Origin of the sequence: Rossellomorea aquimaris (assembly GCF_000935355.1) — a bacterium.
Classification (GTDB): domain Bacteria; phylum Bacillota; class Bacilli; order Bacillales; family Bacillaceae_B; genus Rossellomorea; species Rossellomorea aquimaris_B.
Genome location: NZ_JXZC01000001.1, coordinates 109,151 through 125,990, shown reverse-complemented (window position 1 = coordinate 125,990; position 16,840 = coordinate 109,151). Strand labels below are relative to the sequence as shown.

Here is a 16,840-nt window from a genome sequence, read left to right as displayed (position 1 = left end):
TCGTGATTCACTTCGAAATCATGAATCACTTCCCGCAGAAACAAACGGCTCCAATAATAATTAACAGGATGAATAACACAACAATCAACGCAAAATTATTGTAACCGGCAACTGGATAAGCATATCCACCTTGATAACATGGATCACAACCATAACCATAGTTCATACCTATCACTCCTCAAGAAATATTTATTTACAATACACTGTATGTCATTTACCTAGAAAAGGTTTGTGTATTTGCCTATTTTATTTAAGGACACACCTTTCCTGTACTTTAACCTTTCTATATAATAGGGGTAGGTTAAAACCGAAGATAGGAGAAATGACAGCATGAAATGGTTTTTAAAGTCGTTTATTAACGGTGTTCTAACAATAGTCCCGATTGGCCTGGTCGCCTATGTTGTATATAAAATGTTTCTATTTCTAGACGGTTTATTAGGCAATGTATTAAAACCATACCTCGATGAAAATTATATTCCTGGTATCGGACTTCTGGTCACCATCGTTCTCTTGACCGTCCTGGGCTTTCTTTCAACCAAGTTTTTTACAGGTACGATCATTCGAATAGTAGACGTCCTATTACACAAAATCCCCTTTGTCAAAACGATTTACTCGGTCATAAAGGATACCATCCACTCCTTTTTAGGAGAAAAGAAATCCTTTTCCAAAGTGGCTCTCATCAAAATGCCTGGTACAGCGATGAAATGCCTGGGCTTTATCACAACAGAGAACCTCGCAGACCTGCATAATGACCTGCAAGATCACGTGGCTGTATACGTACCACAAACCTTTCAAGTAGCCGGGGTCACTTTTTTGATTCCTAAAACTGATATTGAAATACTGGAAATTAAATCTGAAGAAGCGATGAAGTTTATCTTATCGGGTGGAATGACGACGAAGAAGGAGTAATAGTTGTTATGTTGACTAGAAACAAACGTTGTGTCGTTGTTCGGACGGGGCTTTAGAAAGAGAGTTTATTAGGTAATAGCTACAGGCTAGTCGGATATTTCCTTTTTGGTCTATTTTCTTTCGTTAATTGATCCATTACCCTCTAGCAGGTGCGACGGCCATTCCTCAAAAAAAAGACCGGCAATCAATCCGGTCCTTTCCTACTAAATTATTTAGATGAAATTTCAAATACCTGATCTTGTCCTGCTGTTACAGAAGTTAGCTCTTTTTTCACGAGCTCTGCCATGTCATCACCATTTGTTATGATGATTGGTGTGATGGTACTTTTTGCCTTTTCTTTCACAAGGTCTAAGTCATACGTAATTAATGCATCTCCCATACTCACTTTTGACCCTTCTGAAACATGTGCTTCAAAGCCTTCACCGCTCATTGATACTGTTTCAAGTCCAATGTGGATAAGAATTTCAGCACCGTTTTTCGCTTTGATGCCTACTGCGTGCTTTGTTGGGAAAAGCTGCATAATCTCCCCGTCTACAGGTGACACGACTTTACCTTCTGTCGGATCGATTGCAATTCCATCTCCCATCATCTTCTGAGAGAAAACCGGGTCTGGAACCTCTTCAAGTGATTTTAATGTACCCGTTAAAGGTGCAACTGCACTAACGGTTTTTGGCGCTTCTTCTTTTTTTCCAAAAAGCTTTTTTAACATAATCATTCACCTTCCTATTTATATTTTATATACACATATGTAACTCATTGTAAACATGAGAAGTCTATTTTAGCACATATGTGAAGGGTTTCACAACAATTCATTATTTTAAAATAACTTTTTGTACTTCCCATATCCTTGTTCTTCGAGCTCTTCTACCGGGACGAATCGTAGAGCTGCTGAATTGATACAGTACCGAAGCTTGGTTGGTCCAGGTCCATCATTAAATACATGACCCAGGTGAGAGTCGGCTTCCATACTTCTCACTTCCGTTCGTACCATAAAATGACTTCGATCTTCTTTTTCTAAAATTTCCTCTTCATCAATTGGCTTTGTAAAACTTGGCCAGCCGCAACCGGCATCATACTTGTCTTTGGAGCTAAAAAGAGGTTTGCCTGAGACGATATCCACATAAATTCCATCTGCAAACTTATTCCAATATTCGTTTCTAAATGGTGGTTCTGTCCCGTTGTTTTGGGTAACATCATATTGTTCAGGAGTTAACTTTTTCTTTAAATCTTCTTTACTCATTCTTTTCCCCCCAATGATTTTCAATAAACGCTGCTCTTCCAGATCCTCTGCTGTATCGATTATAATGTGCAGGGTTCTTTTTGTAATAATCCTGATGATACTCCTCTGCAGGATAAAATTCATCCGCGGGTAAAATCTGTGTTGCAATCGGCTTTTGAAACTTGCCTGACACTGCAAGTTCCTTTTTAGATTCCTCTGCCAGCTTCTTTTGCTCTTCGTTATGGTAGAAAATGACCGTTTTATACGAATGTCCACGGTCAAAGAATTGCCCACCGGGATCGGTTGGATCGATTTGTTGCCAATACACTTCTAATAGTTTCTCGTAAGGAAACAGGGAAGCATCGTATTCAATTTGAACGGCCTCATAGTGACCTGTCGTTTCTGAGCATACTTCTTTATAGGTTGGATTCGGAACGGTTCCTCCGGTGTACCCTGATATGACACTACCAATTCCAGGCTGTTCATCAAACGGTTTCACCATACACCAAAAACAACCCCCAGCAAATGTAGCTTTCTGATAATTCGAAGCTCCTGACATGCTCATCATCCTTTCAACTTCATTCTCTTTCACTATTCCCTTTGTATGAGATTTTAACGCATTTAAGTTACAAAGGTAAAATTTAAAGCTTGTTCAATTGGTTAAGGAGAGTGGAAAAAGCCGTTTAGGGAACTGTTCAGAATAGAAATAAAGAGGACTGACCATGGGGTCAATCCTCTTTCCACTATTTAAGTTTTCTTTGTTTAACAGCATTCTTCCACTTCTTACGTTCTAATGATTCCAATCGCTTATTCCCTTTTCTCTCCATGTAGGCGATTTCCCTCTGCAATTTCTGATAATGTTCGAATCGTTCCTCAGAAAGGGAATCCTCGGCAATCGCTTCTCTAATCTTGCAACCAGGTTCATCCACATGACGGCAATCGGTGAATCGGCATTGAAGTGCCAATTCCTCGATATCGTTATATTGCGTGGATAATCCTTCTTGCCCCTGCCAAAGTTGTATCTCTCTCATACCGGGCGTATCAATGATGGAAGCCCCACTGTCCAATAAGAATAACTCTCTATGTGTTGTCGTATGGCGACCCTTATCATCTGATTCCCTAATTTGTTTGGTCTTCTGCACGTCGTCTCCTACTAAGAGGTTGGTCAGGGTGGACTTACCCACTCCTGAAGAACCGACCAGCGCGACCGTTTTTCCCTTTTCCAGATAGGGATGCAGTTCCTCAATCCCTTCATGATTCACAGAACTTATGGCTAACACTTTAACTCCGAGCAATTTGTTTTCAACTTCTCTCTTTTTCTCTTCAATATCCACACATGTATCAGATTTGGTAAGAACGACAACGGGATTTGCCCCGCTTTCCCAACACAGAAGCAAATATCTCTCCATCCGTTTACTGTTTAAATCATCATTTAATGAAGAAAGAATAAAAACGGTATCTATATTCGAGGCAATGATTTGCTCCTCCGCTTCTTCTCCTGCCTTTTTCCTTGAAAATTTACTTGTTCTCTGCAGGACCTTTTCAATGATTGCTCCTTCTTCGCTCAGGAGAACCCAATCACCTACTGCTGGAAGATCTTCACGTTTAACCGTTTGGAACCTGAGCTTCCCCGATATTTTACTTAATAGATCTTCTGTTCTGGTCATGACCATGAAGGCTCCCTTCTGCTCGGTCACAACCCTTCCTAACATATATCCTTCTTCCTCGAAGTGTTTCATCATTTCAAATACTTCTTCTCTACTATTCAATTCAGTTCCTCCCAAAATTAAAAAAATCCGTTGCGGAGTTCTACACGCCAACGGATTTCCTCAAAAATGAAAGAAAAAAATCAGATTATCCCGTTTAAAGTGAGTTGACGCGCAGAACCATTTTGAAACGTATATAGTTTACTAGTATCACAAATCAATAATAAGTTCATATGTCATCACCCACTTTCTCAATTATTAATTATATTATCCATTATTTTCTTTTATAACGCAAGAGATATTTCTGATTTATTCAAAAAATAGGTTCTTTCACCATTTTTTCTCCTCCGCATAATCTATTGTGTTAATAAAGATAAAGGAGAGATACGGATGAGCCAACACGATTATTTGAATAAAGCAGCGATGTATGACTTATTATCCGGTTATTATAAATACACAGATCCATCCATGCATATTCATTACTATCAAAAACATTTAAAATACATGAGGCTGGCTTTACAAGCACAGCGCGCTGATATGACTACATCCACCCAGCCTTCGTATGTTCGCGTTTTACATGCAGTACCGGATGCTCCCAATGTAGATGTATATGTAAATGCAAAACGCGTTTTACGGGATGTGGCCTTTAAAGATGTGAGTGACTATTTAACATTACCGGCTGGCAAATATCATATTGATGTTTATCCAGCAGGTACAAGTGTGACGACTGTTATAAGTAAAAAAGTGAAGATTGATCCAGGTAAGATTTACACACTGGCAGCTGTAGGTACCCTTAATAAACTGCAACTGTTGCCATTTATTGATGATCCTACGGTTCCAAATGGGGAAACAAAGGTTAAATTCATTCATCTTTCACCAGACGCACCTGCAGTTGATATTGCCGTAAAAGGCGGAGATGTCGTTTTTCCAAATGTGTCCTTCAAACAAGCTACCGACTATCTTGGTTTAACTCCAATGACGGTCAATCTCGAGGCAAGGGTGGCAGGAAGCAAAAACAGCGTCCTGAGTGTTCCAAATGTAAAATTAAACCCTAATCAAGCTTACACTATTGTAGCAGTTGGATTAGCCAATGGAACACCGGAGCTGGAGGCAATCCTGTTAAAAGGGTAATAATATCCAATTCCAGGAGTCAATCAATAAGAAAGGTGGCTTCCACTAGGAGGCCACCTTTCTTTATTGAGCACGGTCTACAGGGACTAACAATCGAAAAGAAATATTATCATCCTTCAGATTAAATTCATTTGCTCTTACTTTTATATCACTTTTAAGTTCCATTTCCTGCAGGGAAACGTATATTAATTCATCATTGGGTTGAATTTTCACCCAGTCTGGAAAGTTATATGAATCTCTCATCACTTTCATTACATAGGGAACAGGCAGATCCAGTGATCCTACAGAGATTGATTTCTGTTTCAATAATATATCTCCATTTTCCAATGCTTTAGGTTCAAAATCCAATTTAAAATCAATGTTTGATGTAAAAACGGGTACAGACCCTTTTAATTCAACATCATCTTTTAGTTGAACATTATAATCAACAGGTCCCTTTATTCCTTCTTCTTCAATATAATGCTCAATAATGAGATTAAGATCTTTCTTATTTGTATTAACGTTAAATCCTACTTCCTGGTTGGGATTTTCGTTGTTTTTAGGCAGTGTATCATCTTTTATCGGCATAAAAATCATTGAAACAATGATGGCTGATCCAATTAATACCACTCCTAAAAGAACAAAAAAACCTACCTTCCATTTGTTCTTCATGACGGCTGCTCCTCTTCCTCAACAGAATCTTTTCTATCTGTCAATGTTGCTAATGTTTCCCCGTTTGTCAGGTTTGTAAACATACGATCTGCTATCATTCTATATCCTTCATCATTTGGATGAAAGTAGTCTTCATATAACAATGTATCACCTGCATCAATAAATAAGTCCTCTATCTTAACGAATAGGGTTTTATCGTAATTTGAAAGAATCTCCTGGCTGGCATCATTCCAATCATGAATGACCTGGTTGACTTCTTCAATATCAGAGAACCATGTATTGAATGGATTATACAACCCTGCAAGGACGATTCCTGCATCTGGGTTATAGCTCCTGATCGTCTCGATAATCTCTTTTAACCGTAATTGGTATTGTCGTTTCTCTTCTTGAAAAACTGCTAATTTCAAGTGGGATAAATTTTCACGGAAAATTTTCATAACATCGTTTCCGCCAATCGTGATCATGACTAAATCGGATTGTTCAATCGATTTTTTCACATCTTCCTTTTTCAACCTTTTTAATAATTGGTCGGTACGGTTCCCTCTTACCCCGTAGTTATGAAATTGCGCGTCGTTTACCCCATCCAATGATTCCAGGTGTTTCTCTAAATAAGGTACATATCCACCCTTTTTCGTGCTGTCTCCTACACCTTGAGTTAGTGAATCTCCAACTGAAACAACTTTTAAGTTTTTCGGAATAAAGGTTTCGTTCGGATTATCTTTATCCCACATGGATACTTCTCTTGTAATATGCTTAGCAGCATCTTCTAACGAACAGCCTGACAGGAAAAAAACAAAAGCGAGCATGAGAATCGTTATTTTTTTCATTTACGTCACCTCGCTTGCACTTTAATATTATTATATCACGCTTGTTTAGTCATGAAACCTTTGTAAACAAATCATTATGAACATGTAAACCTATGTGACATGTTTTCTACTATAATGAACTAACGGCTGCTACCTGATTTTAATGTAGCGAATACTTCTGATATAAACTGTCCATAGTTGAACTGCTTCGCGATTTTATGAACCCGCCATGGTGCTTTTTCTGTTGACTTTCTAAAATCTCCTATGCTCTGACCAAAAGTGCATCCTGTATTGACGGCAACCCGGATAGGAACCTCTTCAAACATCATTTTATCCCCATCGGCAAGAGCCCAAATGGCCAATAGGTCGTGCAGGGGACTCCCCGAGATATCAGGGTACGTCTCTTTATAGAATTCATAATAATAATCCACCATCGGCTTAATGATCTGCCCGACCTTGTCATTTGTTTTTATATAGTAATCATGAAGTGAATCAATCATGGCCGGTGTAATGAGTGCATACATGGTTACATCTAATGGAATGAGATGGATTTTTTTGGGCGCGAGTTGAATCAGGATATTCGCTGCATAAGGATCTCCATAAAAATTCGCTTCTGCAGTCGGGGTTACATTTCCTGGTACGTGAAATGCTCCTCCCATTACATAGAATTCCTTCACTTTTTTCATGGTTTCTGGATACAGGACAAAGGCTGTTGCTAAGGAAGTTAATCGTCCGGCAGAGAATATATACAATTCTCCGGCATACTTATCAATTAGTGCATTGATTTCATAGAAATTCTCACTGATTTCAGAGCTATCAAGTTCTATCTGATCAGGGATGATGGGTCCTAACCCGGCTATACCATGAACCTCGGGAAAGAATTGAGGTTGTGCACCCGTTAAAGCAGAGACCGCCCCCCCGATGACAGGGATATCGGTTATCCCAGTGATACTTTGAAGGTATTTGACGTTTTTCAATGCACTCGCTTTGGAGACATTTCCATAGTCACAAACAATTCCCACTATTTCAATCGCATCACTATAATAAGCATATAAGACTGCAACAATATCATCGACTCCAAAGTCTGATATCACCAATACCTTCTTCTTAGGATACAAGTTCGGACACTTCCTTTCATATATATTCTACATAATAAGGAAGAATCGTCAGGCAATTTGATCAATCCCTTGATGAGATCAGACTGAGCTTTCTTACCTATTATATTTCTATGATATGATTGATTTGGTTATGAGGACGCAAGAAGATTCATTAAATCATCAAGAAATGGTACGAACCTGCTTTATTAAAATGGTACAATACATGTACAAACTAATAGGAAAGGTGAACGTATGAAGAAAAATCTCTTATTATATTTCACTCTCGTTATAGGTTTATTAGGTATTATTGCCGGTTGTTCAAGCAATCAGGAAGAGGAAGCTCACCATGATCATACAGCCGCTAATGGGGACATTCGGGAAGAAACCGCTTCCGTTGATACACTTCCGTCTTTCCTTGACGAAAAAGATGACAATATGAAGCTTATTTATTCTTCGGCTGCTAAAAACCATGAGCTGTTACAATATATCCCTTGTTATTGCGGGTGCGGTGATTCAGCTGGACATAAGAGCAATCTGAATTGCTTTGTTTACGAAATAAAAGGGGAAAAAGTGGTTTGGGATGATCATGGTACGAGATGTCAGGTATGCTTGGAAATTGCGGCTGAATCCATTGTGAAGTACAAGAATGGTGAATCCATCAAACAAATCAGGAACTTCATTGATGAACAATATAAAGAAGGGTACGCTAAGCCTACTCCAACGCCGATGCCCTCATAATGAATGCAGACAGCAGAAGATCCTGCTGTCTTTTTCTATATAAAAAAGACGAAAGGAAAATCCCCTTTCGCCTTTTGCTCATAAATCAATCCGTGTAATACATAAATCCTATTGCACCAATTCCAGTGTGTGTGCTGATGATTGGTGTTGTCGGAACGATATCGATTTGATCGTAACCTGTTTTCTCAATGATCTTAGCCTTAAGATTTTGAGCAAGCTCCAGTCCATCTGCATGGACAAGTCCTACGCCCCGTATAGTTTTTCCTTTCACATCTTCCAAGAACTGTGTCGTTAAGTATTTAACCACTTGTGAATGGCTACGGACCTTGGCTACAGGTGTATACTCGCCACCTTCTAATGAAGCTATCGGTTTAATATTTAGCAGGGAACCAATCATTGCCCGTCCCTTTCCGATTCTACCGCCTTTTGCCAGGTTTTCAAGTGTATCAACAACAACAAATAAATTTGTATTTTGACGAATTTCTTCAAGGGCAACAAGGATTTCTTCAAGTGATCTACCCTCTTTTGCAAGCTTAGCAGCTTCAATCACCTGGAAAGCCAGTCCCTTGGAAATGAAACGTGAATCCACAACCGTAACATCTGATGAAGACATTTCAGCAGCCGATTCCGCTGAGCGAACCGTCCCACTCATCCCACCAGTCATATGTATGGATAAAACTTTCGAACCATCTTTTCCTAATTCATCATAAAGTTCAACGAATGTTCCTGCTGGTGGCTGCGAACTTTTTGGTAATTCCTTGGAAGCTTTCATCTTCTCCAGAAAGCTTATAGGTGAAAGATCTACTCTATCTAGGTACGTTTCTCCATCGATTGAAATGGAAAGAGGAACTACATGAATATCAAGTTCTTTTACGACCTCATCGGATAAATCCACCGTCGAGTCTGTTACAATATTTATTTTGGTCATTTTTGCCACATCCTATCTCCCATATCAATAGTATTATATCGCTAAATGCTGCGGATTTAAATAGATAGCAGGGATTTCTTCACCTTGCAATCTAACTGGATGGTATAATTCCCAAATAAAAAGGAGTGGCCCCACGCATCCTTCACGCTAAAGGACCTGCCCCCCTTTTTAAATTATGCATTATTCTTTAATTCTTCTGATTGATAAATTTCTTCATACTCTGACCATTTCGTCGTTCTCTTTAAATGTTCTCTAAAGCTGAAGATGGTCTTAGGCCCCTTATGGTTGACAATTCTTGTAATAAATTGATTCAGCCTAAGATTTACCCTTAGATAAAGTGGGCTATCTTCCTTCATGACAGGAACTTCCAAGATTTTGACCTTCCGTCCATCCTTTGATTTGAACTCAATGGTTTTTGTCAGCAAAGTATCAATCCTCTTTTTCACCCGTTTATACTCTTATTATACCCCATTTTATGGCGCATAAAATGTCTAATCATGCAAAATACTAATATTTTTCTAAAGATTTCTTATGAAACAGGAAGTATGCATTCTACCGAATCGTGTTTGGGTGAGTTAACAATATTGGATACCTCGTATCCTTTCATTACGTCTCTATGAAGGGGCCTTAAAACCGAGGAAGCTTCCTCAAAGGAGTAATCATCTGTGTTCAGCCATTTTTCAATAGCTTCATGATCCGTGAGAATAACGGGCATTCGTTCATGCACCGGTTCTACAAGTGTGTTAGCTTCTGTAGTAAGAATCGTAGAGGTCGTATCCTCCCCATTACGATCCCATAACCCGGCAAATACAAAGGTCTCATCCTCTTTTAATTGAAATCTCACAGGAACCTTCTGTGTGTTCTCCTTCTTCCATTCATAGAAGCCATCTGCAAAGATCACCATTCTTTTCGAATGGACAAGGGATTTGAAGCTCGGTTTCTCCAATAAGGTTTCACTTCGGGCATTGATTAACGGTTTCCACTTCTTCCGGTCTGCCCAATGAGGAACGAGGCCCCACGTTATCTCTCCGGCTCTGCGCTTGCCCTTGTGTGATATAAGGGACAGAACTTTTTGTGATGGGGCAATATTGTACCGGGGCTGCCATTCTTCCAGGAATTCATCAATTAAGTATTGTCTCACTAATTCTTCTAAAGGGGTTGTTAAGGAAAATCTACCGCACACAACTGTCACCTCATTCGTTTCTTTACTTAGGAATATACATTATGATGAGAAAAATTTCTAATCCAAAAGGCGTACTTTAATCCTTTACTATGTTAATGATTGCACAATGACGATAAGAGGATTATCATAATTATATACAATGTTGACTCATTGAGAATTCAATGAGGGGATAATAGAAAGGATGAGACTTCTTTGACTTATGATTTCGACTTTTCCAATTGGAAAGAAGAAGTTGCAAACGCCATTACCCACGGAATCGGATTAATTTTGAGCATACCCGCTTTAGTGATGTTAATCATATTCGCCGTACATGAAGGATCTGCCTGGCATGTTGTGAGCTTCTCTATCTTCGGTGCATCAATGATTCTTCTATACTTATTTTCAACCCTGTTACACAGCTTTAAGCCATCAAAGGTAAAGAATCTGTTTGCCATTTTAGATCATTCGGCCATTTATATCCTGATCGCTGGAACGTATACGCCGTTTATGCTAATCAGTGTAAGAGGTGCATTGGGATGGACATTATTCGGCATTGTCTGGGGACTCGCGATTGTAGGAATTGTATTTAAATGCTACTTCGTTCAACGTTTCCAAGTTGTTTCCACCCTCTTTTACCTAGTGATGGGCTGGCTTGTCATCATTGCCATTAAACCATTATATGCCAGTCTTACCGGTGCCGGATTCGGACTGCTGCTGGCAGGCGGAATCATGTATTCCATCGGAGCTATTTTCTACGTGTGGAACAAATTACCCTACAATCACGCTATTTGGCATCTTTTCGTGTTAGCTGGAAGCAGCTTTATGTATTTTTGCATTCTCTTTTACGTTTAAGGAATTCAACACATAAATAATAAAAAGGCTAGCTAATGTGCTAGCCTTTTTACTATGATACTTTTTTTATTTTATCCAATGAAGCTTGAATGATTCCTCTGAGTTCTTTGGATAACTCTTTTACGTCACTGCCTGCTACATATGCGGAAGGCACGGATGGAAGTATTTCAACATAAATATCACATGGCTTGATACCGCGGGGATGATTTTCAAACATATCAGCTGTCCCTTGAATCACCACCGGGACGATCGGCACACCTGCATCTTTTGCCATGCGAATACCACCTGTTTTAAACTCTTTCAGTTCTCCCCCTTTGTTTCTGGTACCTTCAGGGAAAATAAGTAGGGAATGGCCTTCTTTCAGTAATAGGCTCCCTTTATGGATTGATTGTATCGCCTGTCTTCTATTTTTACGATCAATAAAAATGCACGATATCATGGTCATCCATTCACTGATGATTGGCAGCTTTTTCACCTCAACTTTAGAAATAAAGCCAAATGGTTTCTTTACATATCCTAATAGGACAGGGATATCAAAGTCTCCCCCATGATTAGCCACAAACAGGACAGGCCCCTCAGGAATATGCTGCTGTCCACTAATATGTATAGCACTCCCAGTCTTTTTCATTATCCCCCTTGCCCATTCTTTTGGTAGTCTATGGATCATGCGATCGCGTTCTTCAACCGGAATATCACTACCCAGCCTTTTTGCTTTTTGAAGAGTGGGCAAACTGTAAATAAGATACACACACATATAAATCAACACATACATCATTCTAAACACTTTTTTATCCTCCTTGAAATTCCTTTCATCATTATACAGGAAGGATAGATAGGAAAATAGACAAAAATAGGGGAATGCCGAACAGATCAGGCATTCCCCTATTAGCGATTATTTTCTTATATACACTTTAAATTCATAATCATAAGGATTCTTTTCATCTTTTAATCCCTTTTCAGAGGAAGTGCAGGTGAATTCCTCCCAAGGGATAGCAGGCATTACCGTGTCGCCTTCAAATTCATGATGAATCTCTGTTACATACAACTTATCTACGTGAGGGATGAACTGCTTGTACACTTCTCTCCCACCCATAATAAAGGTTTCTGAATTTCTTCCTTCCGCCCATTCCAGGATATCCTCCACAGAATGCAGGACAAGACAGCCTTCAGGTTGAAAGTTTTTACTTCTTGTAAGAATGACATTCTCGCGTTTTGGTAACGGCTTACCAATGGAATCAAACGTTTTTCTTCCCATGACGACCCCGTGGCCATCCGTCGTTTTCTTGAAAAATTTCAGGTCCTCCGGTAATCTCCATGGCAAACCATTGTCTTTCCCGATCAGGCCATTCTTATCCATTGCCCATATAAAAGAAATCATACACTCACGACTCCTTTGATATGGGGATGAGGGTTATATTCTTCAAGGGAGAAATCCTCAAAGCTGAACCCAAAGATATCCTTTACTTCAGGATTGATTGTTAACGTTGGTAATGATCTGGGTTCCCTTGAAAGCTGTAAGTTTACTTGATCAAGGTGATTCTGATAGATATGGACGTCACCAAAAGTATGGACGAACTCTCCTGGTTCCAGATCACAAACTTGTGCTACCATCATCGTTAATAGGGCATAAGATGCAATATTAAAAGGAACGCCCAGGAATACGTCAGCAGATCGTTGGTAAAGCTGACAGGATAGTTTTCCATCGGCTACATAGAATTGGAATAGACAGTGGCAAGGGGGTAAAGCCATATGATCTACATCTGCAACATTCCATGCGCTTACGATCATTCTTCTGGAATCGGGATTGTTTTTGATTGTATCAATCAAATTCGTTATTTGGTCAATCGTTTCACCATTCGCTCCTGACCATGATCTCCATTGATGACCATATACAGGACCTAATTCTCCGTTTTCATCCGCCCATTCATTCCAGATTCGGACTCCGTTTTCTTGAAGGTATTCAACGTTCGTATCCCCTTTTAGAAACCAGAGAAGTTCATGGATGATGGATTTCACATGCAGTTTTTTAGTGGTAAGAAGAGGGAAACCTTCCTTTAGGTCAAAACGCATTTGATAACCGAACGTGCTGATCGTGCCTGTACCTGTTCGATCTTCTTTCTTCGTGCCATTTTCAAGAACATGTTTACACAAGTCTAAATATTGCTTCACACTGACCACACCTTTTATAAGTTTATAGTTCTTTGAAAAATTGATATGTTGCTGGTGCCTTCTTTTTAAGAAGATTTCTAGATTCTGAGTTTAAATAATACATGGCAAATGTTTCTGCAAAATATTCTTCTTTGTATTGAAGAAAATAGGGTTGGTCCGGGAAAACCTGTGGAGCTTCTCTCTTCCAAAGAGGCAAGAATTCGAGCTCATAGTCAAGGTCCTTTAAGACGTAACGATCTATACTGTGGGCGAGTTCATGTAATTCTAAATTAATCGAACTGTGACCTTTCCCTTTCTCACTGTGACCGATTTTCACCAAAACAAGCTTGGATCCGCCAATTCCAGGAACGTCATCCCATGTGATACTTTTATTAGTGTACCCTCTTGGGGTAACTCCTTTCAAGTGACTTGTGGTAGAAAAATCGGTTAAATTTTTTTCAAATAATCTTATTTTAATATCTTGTGAATTCGTAGACTCTAAGAGTGGAGTCGGAATATGATCTAGTCTTTCAATCATTTCCATTGCCGCTGATTTATCATAATTTGACTGGGGCAACAGAACCATGTTTTCTAATTGTTTACTGGATTGAAGTTGTAATTGTGTTTTAAGAGGAGAATGCTTTAAGAGGGTTCCACTGTAGTCGGCTTTTGAATGGGCCCACAGAATGACAAGAATAACCGAAATAACGACGATGCTAAAGATGCGCTTCACTTATTGTCCCCTCCTTTCCTCCAGAAAAAGTATCATGATCGTTATTACTATTTTAACATAATGATAGAGTCGTTTTAGGAGAGATTGTTTCCAATAACTAAAGCGGAGGCGGCTTGGGCAGAGGCGACAAGCATAAGGCGAAGATGCCGGAAAGGCGCTTTCTGCCTTTTTGGCATGTTTGACTTATGACCTCGAGCCTCTAGCCGCCGGAGCTGGATGAAGCAAAAGCGCAGGCGGCTCGTTTAGCCCCGACAAGCATAAGATGAATTGGCCGGGAAGGCGTCCTTTGCCTTCTTGGCCAATTTAGCTTATGACCTCGAGGGGCTAGCCGCCGGAGCTGGATGACACTAAAGCGGAGGCGGCTTGGGCAGAGGCGACAAGCATAAGGCGAACATGCCGGAATGGCCACAATCCCTGTAGATACAAAAAAAGCAAGCACGCTCGTCCACGTACTTGCTTTCATTCATTTCTATGAAATCACTGGGATTACGAAACACTCAACCATTGCGGTGGAGTGTTTTTATCCCAATAGATGCTTCCTAAGTCATGATGTGCTTGAAATTGGTCATGCACTGTATGATAGTGAAAGTTGAAGTAATAGCCATCTTTTGGCGGATGATCTTTTCTTACATGGAAACGTATGACATCTTCACCAGAGCGTTCGTCATAAATATGAAAAATCTTTTCCGTTTTTGCATATTGAGGCACTTCTGAAATAGTAAGTGACGTTAAGTCTTCTTCTGGAAATTGAACAGCTGTATCAGCTATCGCCTTTTCGATTTTAGGAAGGATTAAAGACTTGAATTCGTCTTCAATGACAGGCTTGATCTTAGCCCCGAACTTTTCATAAGCGTTTTTCTCTGCCTGTACCATCATATTCCCTACGAAATCCTCATAGGAAATGGAAGACTCCTCTTCCAGTACTTCCTCTGGAACAGATTCAACCGACGAAGGCTTCCCATTGCCTTTTGCCATGGTATGATTATGTTCATTTAGAAAGGCTTGTGAAGGGGAAACAAGTCCAAATGTCAGGATGGATAGCAGGATAAAAAACGACTTTTTGAGCCAGATTGACATAGATAACGTCCTTTCCTATGTATTACGTCTATTATTATACTATTTCTTACAGATAAAAAGTGAAAAAGGTTTCATTTTTTTGTAGGATATAAAAATATTTATGTGGTAGTATATTAAAGAGGATACTTTGTAAGGAGGATAACTAGATGGATACAGGACTTATGATCAATATCGGATACTTACTTCTATTAGGTTATTTCGTTGTACTAGGATTCACTGATTAATACTTAGATGATTAGACAGGCTTAAGATGCCTGTCTATTTTATTGTTTAGTTTTGATAAACAATGCTGTTATTTTACATAATTTACCTATCACTAAAAATCAACAATCCGTTTATAAACATGTTCTTTAAACTCGAATGATTCCAAAGTGAAATTTGGCTGATGGTCTTTTGATTACGTCAAATCCCAGTTCTTTGAATAGTGGGGACTGATAGTGTTCTTTTAATACTACCCGTTTTTTGGCCACACGTTTTGCTTCTTCTATTCCTTCTTTTGTTATGCCTGTGTAGTTTGCCCACTGGCGGATGGGGTTGATTCCGTGAGAATCGGTCAAGGCTTCTTCAAACATCGGATCAATGTAGACGACGTCAAATGCATCATCCGGTATACCCTTTAATTCTTTCTGAAAATGCCCGTTAATGACGGTGATTCGATTCATAGCGCTATTCAGTTCATCGAGTGGAGATACCCAGTCTTTTAGTCCGTGATGAAGGATATGTGAAATATACTTATTCGCTTCAATTCCGACAACTCTCCCCTTTTCGCCGACGATATGGCTGGCGATAATACTATCTGAAGCAAGACCCAGCGTACAGTCCAGGAAACTCATACCTTCTTTAAGATCTGCAGCCTCAATGAGTGGATCGATCTCCCCTCGCATGACTCTTTTAATCCGAAAGGAAGCGGAGTTTGGATGGAAAAAGAAAGGGCCGCTATTTTCTTCTCTTGAATGAAGTTCCAATCTCTCTTTTCCAATGACTAAACAGTCTTGTCCATGCAGATTCATATGGTGTAAAATCGATCTTTTTTTTCTGGGGATATAGGGAATATCGAGTACCTCAGCTGTTTTATATGCTTTCTCTATGACTTCCTGGTTCGCTCTCCCGCATGTAGTGACAAACACGATAAACATTCTCCTTTATCGGTACCATTTTACTTGTACATATTTTTTACGTTTATTTATCCTACCATAAAAAGAAACGGATGACAGAGTCACCCGTTTCTTTTTGGCCATTTAGCAATTTTGGTCAAAAGCTGTGGATAAATTGGAAATAATCGACGAAATATCATGATCTTCAATTTCTTCCCTAGGGATGAAGTGGACGACTTTCTTTCCTTTCAGTAAGGCCATGGATGGGGAAGAAGGTTCGTATCCTTCGAAATACTCTCGCATTTTGGCTGTCGCCTCTTTGTCTTGACCGGCAAAAACCGTTACAAGATGGTCTGGCGTTTTTTCATTATTCATGACTGATTGCGTTGCAGCTGGTCTTGCCAGTCCTGCTGCACACCCACATACAGAGTTAACAACGACCAGGGTTGTTCCATCTGCATTTTCCATATGATTCACTACATCTTCTTCCGTACCCAGCTCTTTAAAGCCTGCTTTTGTAAGTTCTTGTCTCATCGGCGTAACTAACTGTCTCATATACTCTTCATATGCCATTGACATCATATTTCAA

Annotated in this window: 22 protein-coding genes; 4 read left to right on the top strand and 18 right to left on the bottom strand. The window is 39.5% G+C overall.

The window, feature by feature from the left end:
* Positions 1-25: 25 nt before the first annotated feature.
* Positions 26-166 (bottom strand): YjcZ family sporulation protein, encoded by a 141-nt coding sequence (locus TV75_RS21305; RefSeq protein ID WP_082051089.1) that lies wholly within the window; start codon positions 164-166, stop codon positions 26-28.
* Between the two features lie 164 nt (positions 167-330).
* Here TV75_RS21305 and TV75_RS00680 point away from each other — a divergent pair, with 164 nt between their 5' ends.
* Complete coding sequence (locus TV75_RS00680) at positions 331-909, top strand: DUF502 domain-containing protein (protein WP_044336516.1); 579 nt, start codon at positions 331-333, stop codon at positions 907-909.
* A 208-nt stretch (positions 910-1,117) separates the two neighbouring features.
* Here TV75_RS00680 and TV75_RS00675 read toward each other — a convergent pair whose 3' ends face one another.
* From TV75_RS00675 to rsgA, 4 genes are all read right to left on the bottom strand, one after another.
* Entirely contained in the window at positions 1,118-1,618 is a 501-nt protein-coding gene (locus TV75_RS00675) for a PTS sugar transporter subunit IIA (protein ID WP_044336514.1), read from the bottom strand.
* 108 nt (positions 1,619-1,726) lie between these two features.
* Entirely contained in the window at positions 1,727-2,149 is a 423-nt protein-coding gene (msrB, locus tag TV75_RS00670; protein WP_044336512.1) for a peptide-methionine (R)-S-oxide reductase MsrB, read from the bottom strand.
* The gene (msrA, locus tag TV75_RS00665) at positions 2,142-2,630 is read right to left on the bottom strand and encodes a peptide-methionine (S)-S-oxide reductase MsrA (RefSeq protein ID WP_253275449.1); all 489 of its coding nucleotides are present in this window, start codon (positions 2,628-2,630) and stop codon (positions 2,142-2,144) included. The genes msrB and msrA overlap by 8 nt, the downstream gene beginning before the upstream one ends.
* A gap of 241 nt (positions 2,631-2,871) precedes the next feature.
* The gene (gene rsgA, locus TV75_RS00660) at positions 2,872-3,897 is read right to left on the bottom strand and encodes a ribosome small subunit-dependent GTPase A (protein ID WP_253275448.1); all 1,026 of its coding nucleotides are present in this window, start codon (positions 3,895-3,897) and stop codon (positions 2,872-2,874) included.
* Between the two features lie 327 nt (positions 3,898-4,224).
* Here rsgA and TV75_RS00655 point away from each other — a divergent pair, with 327 nt between their 5' ends.
* Complete coding sequence (locus TV75_RS00655; protein ID WP_044336509.1) at positions 4,225-4,965, top strand: DUF4397 domain-containing protein; 741 nt, start codon at positions 4,225-4,227, stop codon at positions 4,963-4,965.
* Between the two features lie 63 nt (positions 4,966-5,028).
* Here the strand turns inward: TV75_RS00655 and TV75_RS00650 are convergent, their stop codons facing one another.
* The 3 genes from TV75_RS00650 to TV75_RS00640 all read right to left on the bottom strand — a co-directional run bounded on the left by TV75_RS00650 (position 5,029) and on the right by TV75_RS00640 (position 7,540).
* Positions 5,029-5,616 carry a YpmS family protein gene (locus TV75_RS00650; protein WP_044336507.1) on the bottom strand — a complete coding sequence of 196 codons (588 nt, stop codon included), beginning with the start codon at positions 5,614-5,616 and terminating at the stop codon, positions 5,029-5,031.
* Positions 5,613-6,443: an SGNH/GDSL hydrolase family protein gene (locus tag TV75_RS00645; protein ID WP_044336504.1), complete on the bottom strand. Its 831-nt coding sequence runs from the start codon at positions 6,441-6,443 to the stop codon at positions 5,613-5,615. The genes TV75_RS00650 and TV75_RS00645 overlap by 4 nt, the downstream gene beginning before the upstream one ends.
* 119 nt (positions 6,444-6,562) lie before the next feature.
* Entirely contained in the window at positions 6,563-7,540 is a 978-nt protein-coding gene (locus TV75_RS00640) for a nucleoside hydrolase (protein WP_044336502.1), read from the bottom strand.
* Between the two features lie 231 nt (positions 7,541-7,771).
* Between TV75_RS00640 and TV75_RS00635 the strand changes: the two genes are divergently transcribed.
* Positions 7,772-8,257 (top strand): PCYCGC motif-containing (lipo)protein, encoded by a 486-nt coding sequence (locus tag TV75_RS00635; RefSeq protein WP_044336500.1) that lies wholly within the window; start codon positions 7,772-7,774, stop codon positions 8,255-8,257.
* A gap of 85 nt (positions 8,258-8,342) precedes the next feature.
* Here TV75_RS00635 and TV75_RS00630 read toward each other — a convergent pair whose 3' ends face one another.
* From TV75_RS00630 to TV75_RS00620, 3 genes are all read right to left on the bottom strand, one after another.
* Positions 8,343-9,185, bottom strand: a complete 843-nt coding sequence (locus TV75_RS00630; RefSeq protein ID WP_044336497.1) for a DegV family protein — start codon at positions 9,183-9,185, stop codon at positions 8,343-8,345.
* 173 nt (positions 9,186-9,358) lie between these two features.
* A complete protein-coding gene (locus TV75_RS00625) occupies positions 9,359-9,631 on the bottom strand; it encodes a DUF2535 family protein (protein WP_082051088.1) in 273 nt (90 codons plus the stop codon).
* An 83-nt stretch (positions 9,632-9,714) separates the two neighbouring features.
* Positions 9,715-10,368: an SOS response-associated peptidase gene (locus tag TV75_RS00620; protein WP_044336494.1), complete on the bottom strand. Its 654-nt coding sequence runs from the start codon at positions 10,366-10,368 to the stop codon at positions 9,715-9,717.
* A 192-nt stretch (positions 10,369-10,560) separates the two neighbouring features.
* Between TV75_RS00620 and trhA the strand changes: the two genes are divergently transcribed.
* A complete protein-coding gene (gene trhA / locus TV75_RS00615; RefSeq protein WP_044336492.1) occupies positions 10,561-11,199 on the top strand; it encodes a PAQR family membrane homeostasis protein TrhA in 639 nt (212 codons plus the stop codon).
* A 52-nt stretch (positions 11,200-11,251) separates the two neighbouring features.
* Here the strand turns inward: trhA and TV75_RS00610 are convergent, their stop codons facing one another.
* From TV75_RS00610 to TV75_RS00580, 7 genes are all read right to left on the bottom strand, one after another.
* Positions 11,252-11,974 (bottom strand): lysophospholipid acyltransferase family protein, encoded by a 723-nt coding sequence (locus TV75_RS00610; RefSeq protein ID WP_253275478.1) that lies wholly within the window; start codon positions 11,972-11,974, stop codon positions 11,252-11,254.
* 117 nt (positions 11,975-12,091) lie between these two features.
* Positions 12,092-12,577 (bottom strand): dihydrofolate reductase, encoded by a 486-nt coding sequence (locus tag TV75_RS00605; protein WP_044336488.1) that lies wholly within the window; start codon positions 12,575-12,577, stop codon positions 12,092-12,094.
* Positions 12,574-13,368, bottom strand: coding sequence for a thymidylate synthase (locus tag TV75_RS00600; protein WP_044336486.1), 795 nt, complete (start codon positions 13,366-13,368; stop codon positions 12,574-12,576). Before TV75_RS00600 ends, TV75_RS00605 begins: the two co-directional genes overlap by 4 nt.
* 22 nt (positions 13,369-13,390) lie before the next feature.
* On the bottom strand, positions 13,391-14,080 hold the full coding sequence (locus TV75_RS00595; protein WP_044336484.1) for an anthrax toxin lethal factor-related metalloendopeptidase: 690 nt from the start codon (positions 14,078-14,080) through the stop codon (positions 13,391-13,393).
* Positions 14,081-14,566: 486 nt separating this feature from the next.
* A complete protein-coding gene (locus TV75_RS00590; protein WP_044336481.1) occupies positions 14,567-15,157 on the bottom strand; it encodes a YpjP family protein in 591 nt (196 codons plus the stop codon).
* A 350-nt stretch (positions 15,158-15,507) separates the two neighbouring features.
* Positions 15,508-16,293 carry a class I SAM-dependent methyltransferase gene (locus tag TV75_RS00585; RefSeq protein WP_367379293.1) on the bottom strand — a complete coding sequence of 262 codons (786 nt, stop codon included), beginning with the start codon at positions 16,291-16,293 and terminating at the stop codon, positions 15,508-15,510.
* A gap of 102 nt (positions 16,294-16,395) precedes the next feature.
* Positions 16,396-16,830: a BrxA/BrxB family bacilliredoxin gene (locus TV75_RS00580; RefSeq protein ID WP_044336477.1), complete on the bottom strand. Its 435-nt coding sequence runs from the start codon at positions 16,828-16,830 to the stop codon at positions 16,396-16,398.
* Positions 16,831-16,840 lie beyond the last annotated feature (10 nt).